This is a genomic window from Salisediminibacterium beveridgei (genome assembly GCF_001721685.1).
GTDB lineage: Bacteria > Bacillota > Bacilli > Bacillales > Salisediminibacteriaceae > Salisediminibacterium > Salisediminibacterium beveridgei.
The window spans coordinates 2,371,334-2,392,573 of record NZ_CP012502.1 but is presented as its reverse complement, the minus strand read 5'-3'; the positions used below and the strand labels follow the sequence as shown (position 1 = coordinate 2,392,573).

The 21,240-nt window shown below is 49.6% G+C and carries 20 protein-coding genes and 1 riboswitch; of the genes, 17 read left to right on the top strand and 3 right to left on the bottom strand.

Going from position 1 to position 21,240, the window contains the following annotated elements:
• The first annotated feature begins 76 nt into the window (after positions 1-76).
• The 4 genes from BBEV_RS11175 (at position 77) to BBEV_RS11160 (ending at position 2,461) form a co-directional block, all read left to right on the top strand.
• Complete coding sequence (locus tag BBEV_RS11175) at positions 77-574, top strand: ferritin (RefSeq protein WP_069365551.1); 498 nt, start codon at positions 77-79, stop codon at positions 572-574.
• A 46-nt stretch (positions 575-620) separates the two neighbouring features.
• A riboswitch (SAM riboswitch) is annotated at positions 621-733 on the top strand.
• Between the two features lie 147 nt (positions 734-880).
• Positions 881-1,201: a hypothetical protein gene (locus tag BBEV_RS11170; RefSeq protein WP_069365550.1), complete on the top strand. Its 321-nt coding sequence runs from the start codon at positions 881-883 to the stop codon at positions 1,199-1,201.
• A gap of 288 nt (positions 1,202-1,489) precedes the next feature.
• The gene (locus BBEV_RS11165; RefSeq protein ID WP_157100971.1) at positions 1,490-2,128 is read left to right on the top strand and encodes a hypothetical protein; all 639 of its coding nucleotides are present in this window, start codon (positions 1,490-1,492) and stop codon (positions 2,126-2,128) included.
• Positions 2,129-2,281: 153 nt separating this feature from the next.
• Positions 2,282-2,461 carry a hypothetical protein gene (locus BBEV_RS11160; RefSeq protein WP_069365548.1) on the top strand — a complete coding sequence of 60 codons (180 nt, stop codon included), beginning with the start codon at positions 2,282-2,284 and terminating at the stop codon, positions 2,459-2,461.
• 23 nt (positions 2,462-2,484) lie between these two features.
• Here BBEV_RS11160 and BBEV_RS11155 read toward each other — a convergent pair whose 3' ends face one another.
• Together BBEV_RS11155 and BBEV_RS11150 are read right to left on the bottom strand one after the other, a co-directional pair.
• Positions 2,485-3,351, bottom strand: coding sequence for an SDR family oxidoreductase (locus tag BBEV_RS11155; protein WP_069365547.1), 867 nt, complete (start codon positions 3,349-3,351; stop codon positions 2,485-2,487).
• Positions 3,352-3,415: 64 nt separating this feature from the next.
• Entirely contained in the window at positions 3,416-3,997 is a 582-nt protein-coding gene (locus BBEV_RS11150) for a TetR/AcrR family transcriptional regulator (RefSeq protein WP_069365546.1), read from the bottom strand.
• Between the two features lie 152 nt (positions 3,998-4,149).
• Between BBEV_RS11150 and BBEV_RS11145 the strand changes: the two genes are divergently transcribed.
• Positions 4,150-4,902 (top strand): SDR family NAD(P)-dependent oxidoreductase, encoded by a 753-nt coding sequence (locus tag BBEV_RS11145; protein ID WP_069365545.1) that lies wholly within the window; start codon positions 4,150-4,152, stop codon positions 4,900-4,902.
• 5 nt (positions 4,903-4,907) lie between these two features.
• On the opposite strand, the gene BBEV_RS11140 is transcribed toward BBEV_RS11145, so the two are convergent.
• On the bottom strand, positions 4,908-6,161 hold the full coding sequence (locus tag BBEV_RS11140) for a thioredoxin family protein (protein ID WP_069365544.1): 1,254 nt from the start codon (positions 6,159-6,161) through the stop codon (positions 4,908-4,910).
• 341 nt (positions 6,162-6,502) lie between these two features.
• Here BBEV_RS11140 and BBEV_RS11135 point away from each other — a divergent pair, with 341 nt between their 5' ends.
• From BBEV_RS11135 to BBEV_RS11080, 12 genes are all read left to right on the top strand, one after another.
• Complete coding sequence (locus BBEV_RS11135) at positions 6,503-7,984, top strand: NAD(P)/FAD-dependent oxidoreductase (protein WP_232318163.1); 1,482 nt, start codon at positions 6,503-6,505, stop codon at positions 7,982-7,984.
• Positions 7,985-7,999: 15 nt separating this feature from the next.
• Positions 8,000-9,274 carry an NAD(P)/FAD-dependent oxidoreductase gene (locus BBEV_RS11130; RefSeq protein WP_069365542.1) on the top strand — a complete coding sequence of 425 codons (1,275 nt, stop codon included), beginning with the start codon at positions 8,000-8,002 and terminating at the stop codon, positions 9,272-9,274.
• Entirely contained in the window at positions 9,271-9,645 is a 375-nt protein-coding gene (locus BBEV_RS11125; protein ID WP_069365541.1) for a DUF1667 domain-containing protein, read from the top strand. Before BBEV_RS11130 ends, BBEV_RS11125 begins: the two co-directional genes overlap by 4 nt.
• Positions 9,646-9,900: 255 nt before the next feature.
• A complete protein-coding gene (locus tag BBEV_RS11120) occupies positions 9,901-11,154 on the top strand; it encodes a PucR family transcriptional regulator (protein WP_069365540.1) in 1,254 nt (417 codons plus the stop codon).
• A 1-nt stretch (position 11,155) separates the two neighbouring features.
• Entirely contained in the window at positions 11,156-13,174 is a 2,019-nt protein-coding gene (locus BBEV_RS11115) for a molybdopterin-dependent oxidoreductase (protein ID WP_069365539.1), read from the top strand.
• Complete coding sequence (locus BBEV_RS11110) at positions 13,171-13,728, top strand: 4Fe-4S dicluster domain-containing protein (protein ID WP_069365538.1); 558 nt, start codon at positions 13,171-13,173, stop codon at positions 13,726-13,728. Before BBEV_RS11115 ends, BBEV_RS11110 begins: the two co-directional genes overlap by 4 nt.
• Positions 13,729-13,989: 261 nt before the next feature.
• Positions 13,990-14,697 carry a TorD/DmsD family molecular chaperone gene (locus BBEV_RS11105; protein ID WP_084007358.1) on the top strand — a complete coding sequence of 236 codons (708 nt, stop codon included), beginning with the start codon at positions 13,990-13,992 and terminating at the stop codon, positions 14,695-14,697.
• Between the two features lie 18 nt (positions 14,698-14,715).
• Entirely contained in the window at positions 14,716-17,289 is a 2,574-nt protein-coding gene (locus tag BBEV_RS11100; RefSeq protein ID WP_069365537.1) for a molybdopterin-dependent oxidoreductase, read from the top strand.
• Positions 17,290-17,315: 26 nt separating this feature from the next.
• Positions 17,316-17,855: a DMSO/selenate family reductase complex B subunit gene (locus BBEV_RS11095; RefSeq protein ID WP_069365536.1), complete on the top strand. Its 540-nt coding sequence runs from the start codon at positions 17,316-17,318 to the stop codon at positions 17,853-17,855.
• A gap of 13 nt (positions 17,856-17,868) precedes the next feature.
• Positions 17,869-18,741, top strand: a complete 873-nt coding sequence (locus BBEV_RS11090) for a dimethyl sulfoxide reductase anchor subunit family protein (protein ID WP_069365535.1) — start codon at positions 17,869-17,871, stop codon at positions 18,739-18,741.
• A gap of 254 nt (positions 18,742-18,995) precedes the next feature.
• The gene (dcuS, locus tag BBEV_RS11085; RefSeq protein WP_232318162.1) at positions 18,996-20,540 is read left to right on the top strand and encodes a DcuS/MalK family sensor histidine kinase; all 1,545 of its coding nucleotides are present in this window, start codon (positions 18,996-18,998) and stop codon (positions 20,538-20,540) included.
• Complete coding sequence (locus tag BBEV_RS11080) at positions 20,518-21,228, top strand: response regulator (protein WP_069365533.1); 711 nt, start codon at positions 20,518-20,520, stop codon at positions 21,226-21,228. The genes dcuS and BBEV_RS11080 overlap by 23 nt, the downstream gene beginning before the upstream one ends.
• Positions 21,229-21,240 lie beyond the last annotated feature (12 nt).

Below are 21,240 nucleotides of genomic sequence, written 5' to 3'. Positions count from 1 at the left end.
TGTTATGATTATAATTGTTATCATGATAATTAGTGTCATCTAAAAATAATTCTTTATGAAAAAGGAGCGATTGAACATGATGAGTAAAAAGCTTGCAAAAGGTTTGAACGATCAGATGAACAACGAGTTTAATGCGGCCCATGTGTATTTGGCGACCGCAGCGTATTGCTCAAATGAAAGCTTTGACGGGTTTGCGAATTTCTTTTTGGCCCAGGCTGAAGAAGAACGGGAACATGCGATGAAATTTTACAACTTTATCGTGGATATGGGTGAAGAAGCATCGATTCAGGCGCTTCCGGAACCGAACAACAAATTCACATCAATTCTTGATACGTTTGAAAAGTCACTTGAGCATGAAAAAGAAGTCACAAAACAGATCTATAAACTGGCCGATATGGCCCTCGATGAGCGGGAACACGCAACCATGACATTCCTGAACTGGTTCATTGACGAGCAGGTGGAAGAAGAAGCGTCATTCGACGGGATCATCCAGAAGATCAAGCGCATCGAAAACGACAGCAATGCGTTCTACATGCTGGAAACTGAACTTGGCAAACGATCATCAGAATCGTAACCACAGTGCTACCAAAACGAATTGTTTCGTGCTATACTGAAATCAGCAATTATCAAGAGTGGACGAGAGAACTGGCTCAATGACTCCACGGCAACCTGGCCATATATTGGCGAAGGTGCCCCGACCAGCAGACGGATCCGTCCGTCTGGGTGATGAGTGATGACGGAATATGAGCGCAGGCTCCTGTTCACCGATCACTCGGTGAATGGGGGCTTTTTTGTGCTTGAATCGAACAGAAAGGAGGCACCCGCTTATCTCCAATGAACGATCTTGATGGTTGCAATAAACCAGAAGGAGTGTTGCACGGTGAGTTATGCAAATTATATGGGAAACAAAATGGCCACAGATGCCGAGGTCGTTGAACGATCCGTCAGAAGAATTGAGCGAGGCATGTCACAGCAATACGGGAAGTGGTCACTGACGTATGTTTTCGTTAAAGAGCCTTTACCGATTTATCACTTCCGTTTGGCAAGCGGCCCGGATTATGTCATTGAATTTCAGATTACGCAGGAAGTTGTCTTGTATGTAAAAGAAGCAGGGCCGTTTCGGTTCGACAAACATTTGTGGAGAACGATCGTGAATCATGGATTTCAGGCTCATGCTGATCATGTACCGTACGGATCATGAAATCCTGATATGCTCTCCATTTTTTACGAATATACGTTCGTTTTTGTATAATTAAAGTAACCTGATCGGCCGTGATGGAGAGGTTGATGAATGTGTTGGATTCGCTCAGTGGCAAGACTCCATTCCGGTATGCATCCCCACTTCGAAACATTTGGCAGGACCAGGAAAGGAAAGATCCTGAGAGGAAATGACGGGTACAATTGATAAAGGAGGACATCAAAAAGCTGCTTTTGTATCATGCAAGGTGATCTGTATTCGTTTATAATCAAATGGAATGGAGTGATCGGGATGGAAGAGCAAATCTTATCGATGCTGGTGAAGATGGATAAACGTCTTGATAAGATGGATGAACGTTTTGACCGGATGGAACAACGTATGGATAGCATGGAGGATGGTCTGAATGAGGTGAAGACATCGGTTTCGCAGATGGATCAACGCCTTGGTGCAGTGGAAGTAACGGTTTCACAGATGGATCAACGCCTTGGTGTAGTGGAAGCATCAGTGTCGCAGATGGATCAACGCCTTGGTGCAGTGGAAGCATCAGTATCAAAGATGGATCATCGCTTAAGCTCCATTGAAACGAAAGTGGATCAAATCGATCATCGACTATCTCATGTTGAAGAAAAAGTGGATCATGTTGACGGACGATTATCCCATTTGGAAACTGACATGGGACAAATGAAAGAACACATGGTCAGTATGGACAGTCGCCTGACACATGTGGAGAGTGACATGGTTTCGATGAAAGAGTTGATGGTGAATATGGATAAGTCAATTCAGCGCATCGAACTGACACAAACTGAGGATATTCTGATGCTGCTTCGGACAAATCAAAAGCGCTCAGATGTGGAAACAAGCTATGTAAACAACAAGCTGTCGGAGCTTGATAAGCGTGTTTTCCATCTGGAGCACAGTAAGCAGAATTAAGTTTTCCACCGATCATCACGATGAATAGCTAAAACGAAGACCTGGGATCAGCATATCCCGGGTCTTCGTGTTTATATACATAACATCGATATCAGTACTGTGCGGATTTGCTGTTTTGATGAACAAGGCCTCACTTTTGATGAGCAGAACGCAATGATTGATGATCAAAACCGCTGGGGTGATGAACAGCGTCCGACGATTGATGAACAAGAGCCCACTTTTGATGATCAAATACCGTCACGGATAAAAACACGACCAGTTCATGAATCGGTACAACAAATGCAACCGATTTTCTCCCGATTTGGGTATCAGTGCATCGGAAATGGATCGTAAATGGTCGCAAAAACGATCAAACATCATGCGTTCAGCCAAGCTTCTTTGTAATCCTCTGCGTATTGCTCGAAGCTGATCGGCTGACGCTTAAGAATCCTTTCAACCTCACCGGTTATGCTCTTTGCCGTTCCTGCCCAGGTCATGAGGTAAAGGAGCGTCATGACGTTCGCGAATGCTTTCGGTGTTTCTTCCCGGATTAAACGGCTTCGAAAGGCCAGCGGATTCTTCGGCGCGTAAATGACAGAATGTCCGAGGACACGGCTCAAGATATCCGCGACTTCCCTGTAGCTGATGGCGCGGTTGCCTGTAAGCGTGTATGCCTGATTCACGTGGTTTACATCGGTCAGACAAACCGCTGCAACACTGGCAATGTCCCGGGTATCGATGAAACTCGTCAACGCCTTACCAACAGGCACATCGAGGATCCCTTTTTCCGCAATGTCCTTTTGATGGGTGGTATTTAAGTTCTGCATGAAGAACGACGGTCGCAAAAAGGTGTAACCCATCCCCGACTCCCGGATCAGTGTTTCGATCTTCCGGTGGGGAACGACGGGGTTCTTCTCTACGCCGAGAAGAGAGACGAAGACGATCTGTTTGACACCCGCTTCTTTGGCAGCGGTAATAAACGGCAACATATCCTTTTCCGGCATAGCCAGTTGCGGTGGGCGCATGAGGAAGATGCCGTCAATCTCTTCAAGCCCCTCATTGAAAGTACTGTTGTCGAAGAAATCGAACGGGACCACCTCAACTTCTTTTTCCTTAAACGTATAGCCCTTCCTCTTCGGATCACGTATCCCCACCCTGACAGATACGCCTTTTTCAAGCAGGTCGTCCACTACAAAGTTGCCGATATTCCCTGTTGCTCCGGTGACAAAAACGCGGTGATTCACATCGATCACTCCTTATAATTTGTAGACCAGTCTATATAATCTGAAGGAAAAGAAAACGGCCCCTTCAGCCGTCGATGCCTCTCACAAGTGCTGGGATCACCTCAGCCATTTGTCGAAGGGGTTCAGCGTGGCCTTTCAGCCGTACCGTAATAAAAGCGCCTTCGACAAGCGCATTGACGGTGGCTGCGAGTGCTTTGGCCGTTTCATCCGTCAGACCGGATTGCATCAGTTGCTGCGCCAATAGGTCATGCCACTGCGTGTAGGCCTTGAGGCAAGCTTCCCGGATCGATTCACTCTGATCTGCCATCTCCAAAGCAACAGCTGCTACAGGGAGGCCGGCCTGATGCTGCCCTTCATCATAACTGTTCGCCAGATGATGAATAAACCCCTGAAGCAAGGTCACGGGGTCATCCGTGTTGACCGCCATACCTGTAAAGATCCGTTCACTAACGACGCCGACCGTTCTCTCAATGGCTGCCACGGCGAGCTGTTCTTTCCCATCCGGAAAATAATAATACAGTGATCCTTTCGGTGCCCCGCTCTCACGGATGATCTGATTGAGGCCGGTTCCGTGATATCCCTGGGTCTGGAAAAGACGGGCAGCGGTGTCGATCAAGATCGTTTTGGAAGCGGTCATGCTCGCCATACGTTCACCTCGTTCAATTAGTATAACAATCGGTCTATATATATGAGAATACATGATGGTTGCTCACTCGTCAACGTCATTGGGTTTTCCACGCTTCATAAGCGGGAAAAGAACGGCATACATCATCGACAAAAAGAGAGGGGCAACAGACAATGAATGATTTCAAAGACCAGATCGTCGTCATTAACGGAGGAACCTCCGGCATCGGCCGTGAAGCTGTCAAACAGTTTGCTGAGCGGGGGGCAACCGTGCATTTCACCGGCCGCCGCGAAAAAGAAGGAAACGACACGGAAAAGGCCACTGACGGGAACGTGATCTTTCATCAGGTGGATAACACGAACCGTGAACAAATTGCGAGCTGCATGGCAGAGATTCTCGAAGCAGAAGGACGGATTGACATTCTCTTTAATAACGCAGGCGTCCTGTCACTTGGCACAGGTCCCTTGAACCGGGTGAAAGAAGCGGACTGGGACGAACTGATTGCCACGAATCAGACAGCGTATTTCCTGTATATGAAGTACGCTCTGAACGCGATGCAAAAGCAAAAGAGTGGCGTTATCGTCAATAACGCAGCGATTCTCGGCAATGACAAAGTGAACCCGATGCTGCCGGCCTACAGCGGGACAAAAGCCGCCATTGTCGCGATGACGCAAAGTACTGCACTCCGCTTTGCCAAAATGGGTGTCCGGGTCAATGCCATATCCCCGGGACCGGCGGCAACCGAACTCTCTATGAAAGCATACGGGAGCCAGGAAGCCTTTGAAAAAGCAGCCAAAGACGCACCGCGCGGGTCTTACGCAGAGCCAGGCGAAATCGTCAACGCCGTCCGTTTTCTCGCGTCGGACGATGCATCTTACATCAACGGTACAGAACTGGTCGTGGACGGCGGCTATTCATTGAAATAACAACGTCAAGCTCTTCTTCGGGCCAGATACACATACAAAAGGGTCAAGGCAATCACCACAAGGCTTCCACCCGTCAAAAGCGTCATATTGTTCATGGCCTCTGGTCCACTGAGAAGGAGCACGGCAAGATACAGCATGAGCGTGCCACTGACAAGCTTCATGGTTTTGGCGAGGCCATTCGTCATGCTCATCTTTTGCATGGAGCGCCCGATCAACAGAAGAATCACCACTTCAACCAGGACATACATCATCAAATACAGACTGAGCAAGCTCATATACTGCAGACCACCGACGCCTGCAGAAGCCATCAGTCCGTTCCAGACAATCGGGTAACCGGCGGTGCAGGGCAGTTCAATCACGGAAGCGAACAGCCCGATCGTCACTGCAGCCATGGCAAGTTTCCACGGGCTCGTCGCCTGGTTCAAACGGCCGCGGCTGAAATGAATCCAGCGCTTTTTATTCGTATCGGAGATCGCGAGCGTCAAGTCCTCTTTCCCGGAAAAATAATCCCGGATATTGATAAGGGCAAACGCGGCCGCAAGTAAAAAGATCATGACTCTGAGCCACGTGACGGTGAGAATGTTCGTTACAATCGCAAACGTCCCGGCGATAAAGAGCCCGTAGATCGCTGTGATGGTCAAAATGAACACCGCTCCGGTCAGGTAGACAGCCTTTGGGTCTTTCAACCGCAACACCATCGACATGAGAAACATGAGCGCCCATAAGGAACAGGGGTTGAACCCGTCAGTGAGCCCGATCGTCACCGTTGTCCCCGTCAAGCCGAGCAGGTTCTGTCCGGCCTGGTCGGTCGTGTCAGGCGCTGTGTCGCTGCATTCTGCATTCTTGTTCTCCGCGGTTTCACTGCAGATCTCTCCCTGCCCGGTTTCAACCGTTGCTTCCTTCAGTACAGCGAACGGTTCATCCGCCCCGCCGTCGAAGCCTTGCATGACGGTATCGTTCAGCACAAATGTCGGGACGACCCGGTGCGTAATGTCATACGCATCATAGATGCCGGCAACGAGGTCCTGATTGCCGGGATCCTGCACATCAATGGGGATCAGGTCCACGGCAGCTGATTCGGCGAAGGCTTCAATTTCAGGGCTGGCCTGCACGCAGACCGGACACGTATCTGCGTATAAATATAGGAGTTCATTCTCCTCAGGGGGCAGACTGATCGATTCAGAAAAAACCGATTGTCCTGAAACCATGAGTACAAGCAGGAAAAAAATAAAGATGAATGCGAAACGGAACCTGGTCATCGTGAGTCCTCCAAAGGAAAATAGTAACGTCATCCGTATCATAGCAAAGTTTCAGTCCGGCGACTGTGACGAGGGTTACAAAACAGCCATGAGAGCGGGATGACATGTGTCAATATTGCGAACAGAAATGCGAAATAAATGTGAAACCCCGTGTGATGATGAACCGCTTCCAGAAGTCATGTGATATGATGAACATAAGTTAAAACGTCCTCTTGAGATGCTGAGGCCACAGGATGCCGTCCGGGTGTGAGAAACAGACCTGGACTGCGTTTCCTGTGGTCTTTTTTCGTTCTCATCATCAGTTACCCGCACCGTAGTGGACGTGATTCAGAAAGGGGAGAATGGATATGTATGATGTTGTCATTATTGGAGGAGGCATTACCGGTACGACGATTGCGAGAGCCTGCTCGACAAAGAATCTGAAGACGCTCCTGCTTGAAAAGGACAATGATGTAGCCAATGGCACAACGAAAGCAAACAGCGCTATCGTACACGCAGGTTTTGACTGCAAGCCCGGAACGAACAAGGCACGGACGAATGTGGAGGGAAACCGGCTGTACCCGATGCTCTGTCGCATGCTCGACGTACCCTACAGGCAAAACGGTTCACTGTTGCTCGCTTTCTCAGAAGAGGATCGGAACCACTTGGAACATTTGCTGAGACAAGGACAACAAAACGGTGTGCCGGATCTTCAAATCATCGAAGCGAAGGAACTGCAGGCGATGGAGTCAAACATCAATCAAGATGCGATCGCAGCTCTTTATGCGCCGACAGCGGGCATTGTCGGTTCGTATGAACTGGCGATTGCCTGCATGGAAAACGCCATGGATAACGGTGTGGAACTCGGTCTCAATCAGACAGTCACCGGGATTGATACAACGGAGAACGGCTACCGGATTCAGACTGGCAGCCGCATGATCGAGACGAAAACCGTGGTCAACTGTGCAGGGTTATACGCCGACGAGATTGACGCCATGATCCACGGCGAAGCCCGGTTCGATATCTTACCCTATGCCGGAGAGTATAATCTGTTCGATCAATCCACAGGGGATTTTACAAAGCGAATCGTCTTTCAGCCCCCTAAAGGGAAAACAAAAGGCGTCGTTGCCTTACCGACGGTGGAAGGGAATTACCTGATCGGCCCCACATCCGAAGGCCCGAAAGCAAAAGACGATCTGCGCACCACCCGTAAAGGACTTAAGGAACTCCGGGAAAAAGGCGGACGTGCCATCCCTGACTTCCCGTTTCAAAAAGTGATCACCTCTTTCACAGGTCTTCGGGCCAAGACGTCAGGCGGTGATTTCATCATTGAAGATTCAAGGCAGTTCCCAGGATTTATCAGTGCCGCCGCCATCGATTCCCCAGGGCTTACTGCTGCGCCGGCCATTGCTGAAGAGATCGTTACCCTGATTTCAGCACACGTTCCTGATCAAGAAGAGAACCGAATGTTCAATCCCACGAGACGACCGGTGAAACGGTTCATGGAGGCAACGCGAACCCAAATGCAGACCATGTTAGAAGAAGATGAGCGGTTCGGCCGGGTGATTTGCCGCTGTGAATCGATTACTGAAGGCGATATCGTCGACATGATCTACCGCTACGCAGGGGCTGAGACACTCGACGGTGTGAAACGGCGCATCCGCGCAGGTGCAGGGCGCTGTCAGGGCGGATTCTGTTCGCCGCGGGTCATGGAGATCCTTGCCAGAGAGCTGAATCGTGATATCACTGAGATCGTGAAAGATGGACAGGATTCCTATATTCTGACCGGCAAAACGAAGGAAGTGCAGCGTGAAACGTCAAAACAATCGGTAGCTTCAGAATAAAAGGAGGGGTTGACTGTGAAAGTAGATTTGGTCGTGATTGGCGGCGGTCCTGCAGGACTTGCTGCTGCAATCGAAGCGAAGGAAAATGGTGTAGACTCGATTCTGGTTCTCGAGCGGGACCGCGAACTGGGTGGTATTTTACAGCAGTGCATTCATAACGGCTTCGGTCTGCACCGGTTCAAGGAGGAATTGACCGGCCCGGAATACGCGGAACGATTCATCAACCAGCTGAAAGAAGAGAATATCGACTATAAACTCGATACGATGGTGCTTGATATTACGGAAGAAAAGCTCGTGACCGCAGTCAATACAACTGACGGATTAATGCAGATCGAAGCGAAGGCCATCGTGCTTGCAATGGGTTGCCTCGAGCGGACCCGGGGCGCGATCAATATCCCCGGTACCCGGGCGTCAGGCGTGTTCACCGCAGGCACTGCCCAGCGGTTTGTCAATATGGAAGGCTATATGGTCGGAAAAGACGTCGTCATCGTCGGCTCGGGGGACATCGGACTCGTCATGGCCCGGCGGATGACCTTGGAAGGCGCGAATGTGCATGCAGTGGTGGAACTGATGCCGTATTCCGGCGGTCTGGCCCGCAATATTGTACAGTGCCTGAATGATTTTGACATTCCCTTACTACTCAGTCACACCGTCACTGAAGTCAGGGGCAAAGAGCGGGTCGAGGAAATCGTCATTCAGCAGGTGGACGAAGCCATGCAGCTCGTCCCGGGAACGGAAAAGACCATTGCTTGCGATACGCTGCTGTTGTCCGTCGGTCTGATTCCTGAAAACGAACTCTCCAAAAAAGCGAACATCACGCTAAACCCATTGACGAACGGACCGGATGTCAATGAATCCATGGAAACATCAATCCCCGGCATCTTTGCCTGCGGAAACGTGGTCCATGTGCATGACCTGGTCGACTGGGTCACGGAAGAAAGCTGCCGTGCCGGTCGCAGTGCCGCCCGTTATGTGAAAGATGAGCTGACATCAGGAAGTGGAACGTTGTCTACCACCCCGTCAAGCGGTGTCCGCTATGTGGTGCCGCAGTTCATTGAACCAAACAACATTGACGGCAACAAGTTGACGCTCATGTTCCGAACCGATGCGGTTTATGAGAATGTGCGCATCGTATTGATGAACAACGGAACACGAATCAAATCCGTCAAGAAGCGGCATATGGTCCCGGCCGAGATGGAGTCTGTCTTATTGAAAGCAAAGGACCTGGAAAAAATCACAGCAGGCGAAATTTCCATCGCGATTGAACAAGAGGAGGCGGTGTTATCATGACAGTGCATGAATTAACCTGTATCACGTGTCCGATCGGGTGCCGTCTGGAAGTGACGGTGACAAAAAAAGGCGATCAGACGTCCTATGAAGTGAATGGAAACACCTGCAAACGCGGCGAGAAATACGCCATCGATGAGCTGACTAACCCGCTGCGAATGGTGACGACAACGGTGAAAATCAAAGGCAGTCATTTATGCCGGATTCCGGTCAAAACCCTCGAACCCATTCCAAAAGGGGACATCATGAACTGCATGGCTGAACTCAATGAGATCGAACTCGTGGCTCCGGTGGCCTGCGGGGAAATCGTCGTGGATCATGTCTCTGGATCAGGCATTCCGGTGGTGACGACACGATCGATGGAACGCATTTGATAAGGAATGCTCCATAAGCGTGACCCTTCCTGATGCGGAGGGTCACGTTTCTATGACACTTCATAGGACTGTGTACGTTCGCTAAAGGATTGAAGTGTAAACGCAACGAAGGCTTTCGCCAGTAAAGCTTGGCGACAAGCCTAGTTTTCGAAATATTTTGTCGAACATTGTCATCAATTTGTGCGAATCAAGCGGGATTTCATGTCAGGAAATCTGCGATAATTGGGTTAATGAAGTGAAATCAGGTGATGTGTGATGAATCATATCAATGAAACGACAGCGTCAGAAACGAGTCAATACCGACAGGAACTCCTGGAAATCCTTGCCTCCGGAAAAGGAGTTGCAGGATTACTGGAGGCTTTTTGCCGTTGGTTCGACGTTCGCGCGGTGATGACGGATGACATTTTCACACCGCTTGCAGTAAAAGGCGGGTATGCGTCCAACCGGAACACAGAATTAATCGACGTCCTCGACGGTTCACCATCGATCGTTCTCGATCGCCGCATGCAGTTTCAATGGGAAGCGGAGCGGTTTGATCTGACTGCAGGTGACGAAGTCTGCGGCTACCTCTACCTTGACCGGGTGCAAATGGCTGAGGTGAACCTGAACATGGTGAACGCCATTTTGCCGGACCTCGCCATGGCGGTGAAAGTGGAGCAAAAGAAGAATCAGGAACTCCTGCAGCAGGGACGCCGTTGGAAAAATGCGTTTTTGTTTGATTTGTTATATGGCAATGTGAAAGATGAGAACACCGTACGCTCAGCGGCGAAGACCTGGGAGTGGGATTTATCCGTACCCCACACCATTCTGTCTTTTCAATTGCAGGCATACGACCCTCATCTTGGGGATGAAGGACTGCTCGAACGGCTTTTGCGCCAATGGGAAACGGATCTCGTGAGACGCCTCAACAAGGGCATGATTTTGCATAAGCGTGACGAACTCATCGTCTTTATGCCGGTGAAGGAAACGGAGGGAAGCGGCAAGCGGGAAAAGGAAATCCGTACACTGATAAATACGCTCCTCGACTCCGCCAGGGAATTCCTGCATGACCGAGTCCTGTTTACGGGGGTCGGACGCCCGTGTCAGCGGGGCGTTGATTACTTCCGTTCCTATCAGGAAGCGAAAATGGCGCGGGATATCGGCATCCATGAAACCGGCGAGAACGTATCTTTTTTTCAGGACATCGGCTTACTGAAGATCCTCTATTCCCACGATCCGACGGAGCTGGCTGAATTTTACCACGATACAATGGATGTCTTGAATGAACATGACCGTAAGACCGAGGCAGAACTCTCGCTCGCTTTAAAAGCGTATGTGTCCAACAACATGGACGTCTCACAGACCGCCCAGTCGATGTTCGTGCACCGCAATACGATCCGGTACCGGCTCAGGAAGATTGAAGAACTGTTGCAGATTGACCTCAGCGACTTATCGGTTGTCATGAACTTTGTCGTAGCGTTTCATATCGAGTCTTTGAACCGGGTGGATCTCTCTGAGAGGAGGCGGTAACATGGGTCAGACGAATCATCGCGAGCGGTTTACGCGTACGACATGTCCACGAAACTGTTATTCGTCCTGCAGCATGATTGCTCATGTCAAAAATGACCGTCTCATTAAGGTCACAGGAGATCCGAAGCACGGATTTTCAAGAGGCAAACTCTGTGCGAAAGGGTATCAGTATCCGGAGTTTGTGTATGCGGAGAACCGTCTGAAGTATCCATTGCGACGTAAAGGTGAACGGGGCGAGGAGAAATGGGAACGTATTTCCTGGGAAGAAGCCTGTTCGACAGTCGCCGACAAGCTGATCGAAAGTTTTGATCGACGCGGTACGTTTCGCTCTGTCGGATACAATACCTTCTCTGGGAACCTCGGCTTCTTGCAGCACGCCATGCAGGGCTTTTTCTCGTACCTCGGTGACCACACGTATTCTGTTGGCAATCCATGTCTTGGAACCGGGAAACTGGCCCTTGAACGGCAACGGGGCGGCATTCCTTATCATGAACCGGTAACGATGGCAGACGCAGACTGTATTGTCATCTGGGGCGCGAACCCTGCCGTGACAAATATCCATCAGATGAAGTTCATTCATACAGCCAGGGATCAAGGTGCCGTGTTGATTGTCATCGATCCGGTATTTACCCCTACGGCGAAAGTGGCGGATATCTATATCCAGATAAAGCCCGGATCTGACGCAGCCCTTGCCGCTTTACTGATCAAGCACCTCAGTGAACAAAACGCCCTCATCGAACCGGAAACGATCGAAGGCTTTGACGTATTCCAACGGGATCTTAACCAGGCAGACGTCAATCAGCTGTTAAGCGAGACGGGCATTGGCGAAGAGGCGCTGCTGGCATTGGTAACGGCCTATCAGAATCCGGGGACGGTCGCCACCTGGATCGGCTTCGGGATGCAGCGCTACGCCTTTGGTGACAAGAGTGTGAGAATGGTGGATGCCCTGGCGATACTGACAGAAAATGCTACCCTTCAAAAGCGGCCCGTGTTTTACATTCATCCTGGATTTTTCACGTTTCACGACAGGGTCGATCATGAACTGACACCGGGGAAGAGTCCGGGATCACGGGGATTGTCGTACAATCGTTTCGCTGAAACCTGCCTTCAGTTTCAGGAGGAACCGCTCGATCTCTTGTGGATTTTTAACCGCAACCCGCTCAGTCAAGACGAATCGGTGGAAGCCTGGAAGGAACTGCTTGATTCCGTTCCGTTTCTCGTTGTCAGTGAATTGACGATGACGAAAACGGCGATGTATGCAGATCTGATTTTACCGGTGACGAGTCACTTTGAGCAGTATGATCTTCACGTCAGTTACTGGAACAGCTGGCTTTCTTTGAACGAACCCGCGATCACACCCTATCATGAGAGCCGAAGTGACCTGAGCATCGCCCGAGGCGTATCAGAAGCAATGAACGAACGACGACCGGGGATCAGCGCATTTCCGGAAGATCTGACAGAATTGAGCTGGATTAAGCAAGTGGCAGCCGTTTTGAGCGACCTGCAACCGGAGTTAAAAGACGCGATGGCCCTTCGCTTCAGCCCGTTGCAGCTGAAATCAGAAAAGGTTAAGGAAAAACGGTCCTTTCGGCATCACAACGAAAAAAACTGCAGTTTTCTGAACGGTTTTTTTCAGCACCGAACAGGCAATGAACCCTATGACTTTCAAGTCATCACGGCGCAATCGCTCCTGCACATCCATTCCCAGTTTGAGACGGGGATGATCATGCCGGATCACCTGCACCGGAACGAAGTGGCGATGTCAGAAAGGGTTGCTGAAAAAGAGGGACTCCAAGACGGTGATCCGGTGCTGATATTCAACGATGCCGGGGAGGTCAGAAGACATGTGAAACGGGACAAAACGATCGCAGACGGCATTCTGATCATGCGCCAGGGCGGGGAGGATCCGGTGAATCAGCTGATGAAAGAACGTCACTCCACGGAGATGAAGAAGATGAATTCAACATCCTTTTATGATAACCGGGCAAGCATGATAAAAGCAGGGAGGAGACTTTTATGAAACAACTGGCCTTCTATCTGAAAACCGACCGCTGTGTGGGTTGCTTTGCCTGCGTGTCTGCCTGTACAAACGAAAATCGCAGCCGCACCTCAAAGGCTTTTCGTGCTGTACGAAATGATTTAGACAGTTTTTATCTGTCGTTTAGCTGCCATCATTGCAGTTCGCCGGAATGCATGCGTGTCTGCTTGAAACACGCTTTCTCCAAAAGACGCGACGGTGCCGTTGTCATTGATGACAGTCTCTGCGACGGATGCGGAAAGTGTGAAGCCGTCTGTCCGTTTCAGATGATCCGGATCGAGACGACGATCAGCGGGTTGAAAGCGAAGAAGTGTGAGCTTTGCACAGATCGCCGGGAAAACGGCCAGGAGCCTGCCTGCGTGGAAGCCTGCACGTCCGGGGCATTGCTCTTTGGGGACATGGAAAGAGCACCTCTTGGTTCATCAGCGGATTGGCAGACCCTTGCGGAAGCGGGAATTACCCGGACCTATACGGACCCTTCTACGAGAGTGACGTTGCCGAAACCCAAAATTCGCTATTTCCTGTCAGACGAATGATGCCTTTTCCGTTCCGGAAAGGGTCTTTTTGTACTTTAGGAAAGTTTAACTTTGGTAAAGGAATATAGTATAAGTGCAACTAAGGCTTTCGCCATTTAACCTTGGCGATAAGCCTTAGTTTTCTTTATGGTCACCAATTCGTCACAGGTTCCTTGTCATCCTGTACAAAATTCTATTTGCAGATTTTCACTTTCGTCTGAATCAATTCGAAACGCAGTCGTATACACTTGACTTAAGCACTTAGAGAAAGGGGTTGATGAATTGGTTACGCTTCATCCATCCGTCAACGAAGAGATGATTGAAGATGTTCAGGAAGTCAGGCAGTTCTACTATGAATGGTTGACACAGTTGTTCATAGCCGAACCGACAGAAGAGCAGTTTGAATTTATTCAGCAATTAATAAAAGGAGAGCAGTTTCCTCTCGTGGAGGAAGAGAAGTTGATGAACAGCGGGATTCAAAAGATCCGTCTCGCCATAACGGAATGGGAGAAGGAACCGATGGATTCATTCGAAGCGATTCACTGGGACTATACCCGGATGTTTATCGGACCGTTTGAATTACCCGCACCACCTTGGGCATCGGCGTACCGCCATGACGGCCGCATGCTGTTTCAAGAAGAGACTGTACAGGTTCGTAAAGCATATGCGAAGTACGGCCATCAAGTGGCAAGGACGGGACAGGAAGCTGAGGACCACATCGGTTTTGAGCTTGATTTTATGAGTGATTTAGTGAAAGATTTCACAAAATCATTCAAGGACAATCCAGCTCAGGCAAAAACCATCTTGCAAGATCAGATCATTTTCCTCGAACAGCACCTGCATTCCTGGATCGCACCGTTCACAAAAGATATCCGGGAAGCTTCAGATACGCTGTTTTATGAAGGGTGCGCCGACCTGTTGGAAGGATGGTTAACCCTCGACCGGAAACTGCAGGACAATTTGTATCAGGCATTTCAACAATCAGAATAATGTGGAGGTGACGGTAAGATGTTTGAACTATTCAGTAAGGTGAAGGATTTCAAAATCAGCCGGCGGGCATTTCTCGGCACCGGGGCGGCAGTAACCGCTGGTGCCATGGTGCCAGTCACATCAAAAGGGTTGCAGAAGCTCTCCGCCGTTCAGGCTGAAGAACTTCGGGACAAAGAAGGTGAATGGATCCCGGCAGCGTGCTGGCATAACTGCGGTGGACGCTGTCTCTTAAAGGCGCATGTCGTCGACGGTGTGGTGCAGCGGGTGAAAACGGACGACACACGAGAAGACAGTGCGGATAATCCGCAGCAGCGCGCCTGTGTACGAGGACGCTCCCAGCGTCAGCAAGTATACGGCGTGGACCGTCTCAAGTATCCGATGAAACGAAAGCACTGGGAGCCAGGTGGCGGTGATAAGGCCCTTCGCGGTGAAGATGAGTGGGAGCGCATCAGTTGGGATGAGGCGACAGATATCGTTGCTTCAGAAATTGAACGGATCAAAGGCAAGTATGATAACCGCTCCATTCTCGTCACTGGCGGTGACATCAGCCGGGCATTGAACCTCGTCGGCGGCCACGTGGGCACATGGGGCACGACGTCCTGGGGTTCATGGCGCTGGGGTCCATCCTATTTCGGACTGCAGGAAGGCTACTTTGAGCACAGCATCAATGACCGGATGGATCTCAGGAATTCACAGCTCATCGTGCTCTGGGGACTGAATCCGGCCTGGAGTTCACCGGGATCTCCGACGTACAATTTCCTTCAGGCTAAAAAAGCAGGCGCTCGCTTCATCGTCATCGATCCGATGTACTCGGAATCTGCAGAACTGTTGGGCGATGAATGGGTACCGGTTCACGTAGGAACCGACCACGCATTGATGCTCGGCATGGCGCATACGATCATCACCGAAGATGATCCGGATGATAATCCTTTGATTGACTGGGACTTCCTGAAGAAGTGTTCCGTCGGTTTTGACCAGGACATGATGCCGGAAGGCGCCGATGAAAAGCAGAACTTCAAGGACTATGTGCTGGGCACCCACGACGGGGAACCGAAAGACGCTGCATGGGCCAGTGCCATTTCTGGTGTGGACGAAACCGTCATTAAACGGATCGCACGGGAAATCGGCAGTACGAACCGCGTCGCCCTTTTAACGGGCTGGGCACCGGCACGGATTAAGAATTCCGATTCGTGGCCACAGATGTTCATGACCTTCGGTGCGATGACGGGCCATATGGCAAAACCGGGACGCATGACGGGGGTAAGCTGTCACTTCGGTACCGGTAACGGCGGACACCGTCTCGTGATGGGTGGCGGAAGCGGCGTACCCGGAGGTGCGGAGAACGAAGTCGGTGAAAGCATCGTCCACGCAGAGATGTGGAAAGCGATTCAAAACGGTGAATACACCGCCGGATACAATGATAAGCGTGACATCAATATTCAAATGATTTACCACGGCATGGGGGCCACGCTTCAGACCCGTGACGGCCAGTCCTACGGCATCGACGTGCATAAGAATGTGGAGTTCGTCGTCACAAACGGCCACTTCATCACCACCAATGCCAAATACTCGGACATCGTTTTACCGGCCACGACCCACTGGGAACGAGAAGGCGGCTTCAACGTCGGGAACCGCGACGCGCTCTTCTATTACCGTCGCGTGATCGAGCCGATGTATGAAGCGAAAGATGATGCAGAAATCACGACGATGATCGGGGAGAAACTAGGGTTCACCGCAGAAGAAGTCTACGGCGACATCCCGGCGCGGCAGCAGCTCTTTAATCAGATCGCCGGCGCGACGGTCATCAACGAAGCCGGAACGGACTACGAACCCCTCGTGACCATTACACAAGAAGACATCAGTGAATGGGGCGTGGAAGGCGAACCGCAACAGGGCCGCATCACCATCGCCGAGCTCGAGGAAAAAGGGGTCTATCAGGTCGAGCGAAAGCCTGGGGACAACTACGGTTACATTGCCCAGGAAGCGTTCCGGGAAGATCCGGAGGCGAACCCGCTGGAAACAGCCACCGGAAAACTCGAAATCTACTCCGAAGCCCTGCAGGAATATGTGAAGAGCATCGGCTTCACGGAAATCGATCCGATCCCGACGTACAATCCGGCGATTGAAGGCTATGAAGACACGTACGACAATTTTGAAAATCGGGAGAAGGGTGACTACCCGCTTCAGGTGATCAATCCTCACTACTTGCGCCGGGCGCACACGATCTTCGATAACAATCCGTGGCTCCGGGAAGCATGGCCGAACGAAGTGTATGTGGCTGCAGCTGACGCGAAGGAACGTGGCGTGAAAGACGGCGACACGGTCAAGATTACCTCCAAGCACGGCGAAACCTTACGGATTGCCCACGTCACCGAACGACTGATGCCAGGAGTCGTTGGTCTGATGCACGGAGCATGGGTTGAAATTGACCCTGAAACGGGCATAGACCGCGCCGGATCCGACAACATTCTGACAGGATCCATTCCGACAGGACAGGCCATCTCCGGCTGGAACTCTGTCATTGGTGATTTTGAGAAATGGGAAGGGACACCGTTGAAAGAGGACAAATACTGGGAACCGAGAACCGTATAATTCGGTGAAGAAGGAGGGAACGAAACATGGGACAGCTAGGATTTTATTATAATCTGGAAAATTGTATCGGCTGTAAAGGCTGTCAGATCGTCTGTAAAGATAAAAACGATCTGAAAACAGATGAATTGTTCAGAACGGTTCATACGTTCGAAGGTGGCAGTTATCCGAATCCGTATGTGGACCACGTCACCATCAGCTGTAATCACTGCGATTCACCGAAGTGTGTGGAGAACTGTCCGACAGGGGCGATGCATAAAAGAGAAGACGGCATCGTCGACTATGACCACGAAAAATGTGTCGGTTGTAAGATGTGCCTCTGGTCATGTCCTTATGACGGACCGGTCTATCTGGAAGACGAAGGCAAAGTGGCCAAATGTGATTTCTGTAAAGACCTGATCGATGAGGGAGAGGATCCGGTGTGTGTGTCCGCGTGTACGATGCGCGCCATTGAATACGGGGATATCGATGAACTCCGTGCCAAATACGGTACGAACTCATCCATCCGCTATTTCCCTGAGCTTGATGTGACGAATCCGAATATAGTCGTCAACCAAAAGAAACGATAGGAGGGGATGACCAATGTTTGCTCAAGAATGGCCATTAATCTTTTTCACCTTGCTGGGGCAATTCGCAGCAGGAACCTTCATCTTTATGATGATCGCCAGGTATCAATTGAAAACAAGAGGAATGACAGACATGAAATGGGTCTCAAAAGGCCTCGTTTCCCTGATCGGGATCATGGGAGTCGCGATCATCCTGTCCATGTTCCACTTAGGATCTGTTTCCAACGCGATTTACACTGTGATGAACCTCGGCAGCTCATGGCTGTCCCGTGAGATTCTCTTTGCCGGTTTGTTCCTTGGTATGCTCGTTCTCACGTATCTGATGGAGCGCATCAATAAGCCTCTGGGCATCGTATCCATCGTGACGGGTGTCGTTGGGGCAGGAGCGGTGTTCACCATGGCAAGTGTGTATGCCACGACGATCATTCCGGCCTGGACCCATCTGAACACGTACGTGGGATTCTTCGGCACGATGATCGTGTTCGGGGCTATCGGCTACGGCATGATGGTGGCACTCTTTGACCGGCCGTCCATGGCAAAAGAGCCTTACGTTCTGTTTATGAAAAAAGCCGCATTCGCAGCAGCGGCGGCGATTGTCGTGCAGCTCGTGATGGTGCCGGTGTACCTGACAGGACTTGCCGGCGGCGGACCGGCAGCCCAGTCGAGCCTGGCTGTGCTCTTTGATGGCAACGTCTGGCTCATGGTGTCTCGCTGGCTCTTGACCATCGTCGGTGGTGCGCTCATAGTTGTCAGCTTCTACAAAGCCCGTGAACAAGTGGCAACGAAGATTCCGGCGTTCATCTATGTCGCCGTCGGATTCATCCTGGTCGGTGAATTCGCCGGTCGGTATCTGTTCTACCTGTCCGGCATTCCGATGAATATCGGATAATCGACCAAAACAAAACCCTCCCGGCAACCGTAAAAATTCGGTGCCGGGAGGGTTTTTATATGGTCGAGTCATGAGCGATACAATTATATCGCACGATTTTGTGATAACTATATCATCGTGAACGAGCTTTACGTAAAATAAAGAAATCGAAGAACCCTTGCACGGTAAAGAATCACAGAATTGAGAGGATAGCTATGAAGTGGCTTGAGAACTTAAATTTGATATCTAGAATAACCGTTTTGATATGTTGCGTCTTGATTGGGTCCCTTCTATTAACTGGCTTTTTAATTAGTCAGTTTATTGAACAACGGACCTATGACCAGATTGAACTGCGGGCCAATAATATTGCCGATGTTGTCTCTTTGTCTGAATTGATCAGTAGAGAATTAGCAACCAGAAATGAAGATAACAAGATTCAAGCCTATGCAGAAGTCATCAGGAAAGAAACCGGGGTAGACTTTGTCGTTGTACTGGATATGGATCGACTCCGACAATCACACCCTAATCCCTCACTTGTTGGCGAAACATTTCAAGGAAATGATGAAGAGGCGGTGTTGCAAGGTGAAAATTATGTCTCTATTGGGGAAGGTTCACTGGGCTTTTCTCTCCGCTCATTCAGTCCCATATTCTATGATGAAACTCAAGTAGGCGCAGTAGCAGTGGGGATACTACTTGATGAAGTCGAACGAGAGGTGCGAATCGGCCATATTATCATTATTACCGGGCTTTTGATTGGTCTGCTGGCTGGGATTATCGGAGCCTATATACTAGGCAGAAAAATTAAAAGAATTATGTTTGGACTGGAACCTGATGAAATCGCTAAAATATTAGGTGAAAGAAATTCGCTGATTCAGTCTGTGAAGGAAGGCATTATTGCCATTAATAAAGATGGAACAGTCAGTCTTGTAAACAGTGAAGCATATACATTGCTAAAGAAGACAGGCTTTAAAGATAATCCAGTCGGTGAGGATATTGAAAAAGTCTTACCAAGGTCAAGATTGAAAACGGTGCTTCACTCAGGCAAACGTGAGCTGGATGAAGAATTTTCATTTCCGGAAGTATCCATACTGGTTAATCGGGTACCGATCATGGTGAAAGGTGAGATTATTGGAGCCGTTGCAACATTTCGTGACAAGACGGAAGTGCAGCGGTTGGCTGAGGAACTGACGGGAGTAAAAACTTACGCGGAAGCGCTGAGGGCAAAGAGCCATGAATTCAAGAATAAACTGCAAGTCATCATGGCAATGTTGCACCTCGAAAGTTACGATGAATTGAAACACTACATGAAAAAAGAGATCACTGATCACGATCAGGAACTTGAATTCATTAAAAAGAAAATATATGACCCGGTAATTGCTGCAGTTCTAACAGGTAAACTCAGTTATGCTCGCGAGAACGGTGTGAAAATGATCCTGTCCGATGAAACCTATGTACCAGAGTCAAAAACCCCTGAAATCGCACATAAACTAGTGAGTATCATCGGGAATTTAGTGGATAATGCCATTGAAGCCAATTCGGATGAAATTTATGTGGAACTAGTTTATGAGCATTTTGAAATGGAGATCGTTGTATCCGATAATGGAACGGGTATACCCGATGAAATCCATAACCGGGTTCTTGAAAGAGGTATAACGACCAAAGGAGAACATAGAGGGTTTGGCTTGCCGATTGTGAACAGTAACATTCAATCGATGGACGGGACGATCTCGATCAGGTCCAGCGAAGAAGGTACGTCTTTTTATGTCAAAATACCTTATGTAGTGAAGGAGGATCAGCATGATTCGTACACTAATCGTTGAAGATGACCCAATGGTTTCGGAGTTTAATAAGCGTTTTCTTCAGAAAATTTCCGGGTTTGAATTGAGAGGAATCTGCAGTCAGGCTTATGAAGCGGAGGAAGTACTCAACTCTGAAACCATTGATTTAGTCTTACTCGATATCCATATGCCAGGCATGAACGGCTGGGACCTCTTAAAAAAAATACGTTCAACGAACTCTGAATGCGATGTGATAATCATTACGGCTTCTCATGACAGAGAGAGCATTCAAAAAGGGATCCGGTTAGGCGCTGTTGATTATTTGATTAAACCCTTTGAATTTGACCGGTTCAAAGAAGCACTGATCACGTATTATGAAACCAGGAAAGAGATCTTAAGTATCCACCAATGGAAGCAAGATGAAGTGGACAGACAGTTTAAATCTAAAACGAGCATTGCGTCGGAACAATCCAATTCAGATTTCCCTAAAGGACTTACAGAAGTAACGATGAAACGAATTGCTGAGAGCCTCCTGCTTCAGGAGGAACAAGCTTTCACAACAGAGGAATTTGCTGAAATCATTGGTTTGTCGAGAGTTTCTGTCAGGAAGTATTTAAATTATCTGGTTGACATGCATGTGATTTCAGAATCAATGAACTATCACAAAGTGGGCAGACCTGTATCCACATTCAAAGTCATCAATCGTGAACGAGTCAAAAAATTAATATAAGTGCAAGGAAGC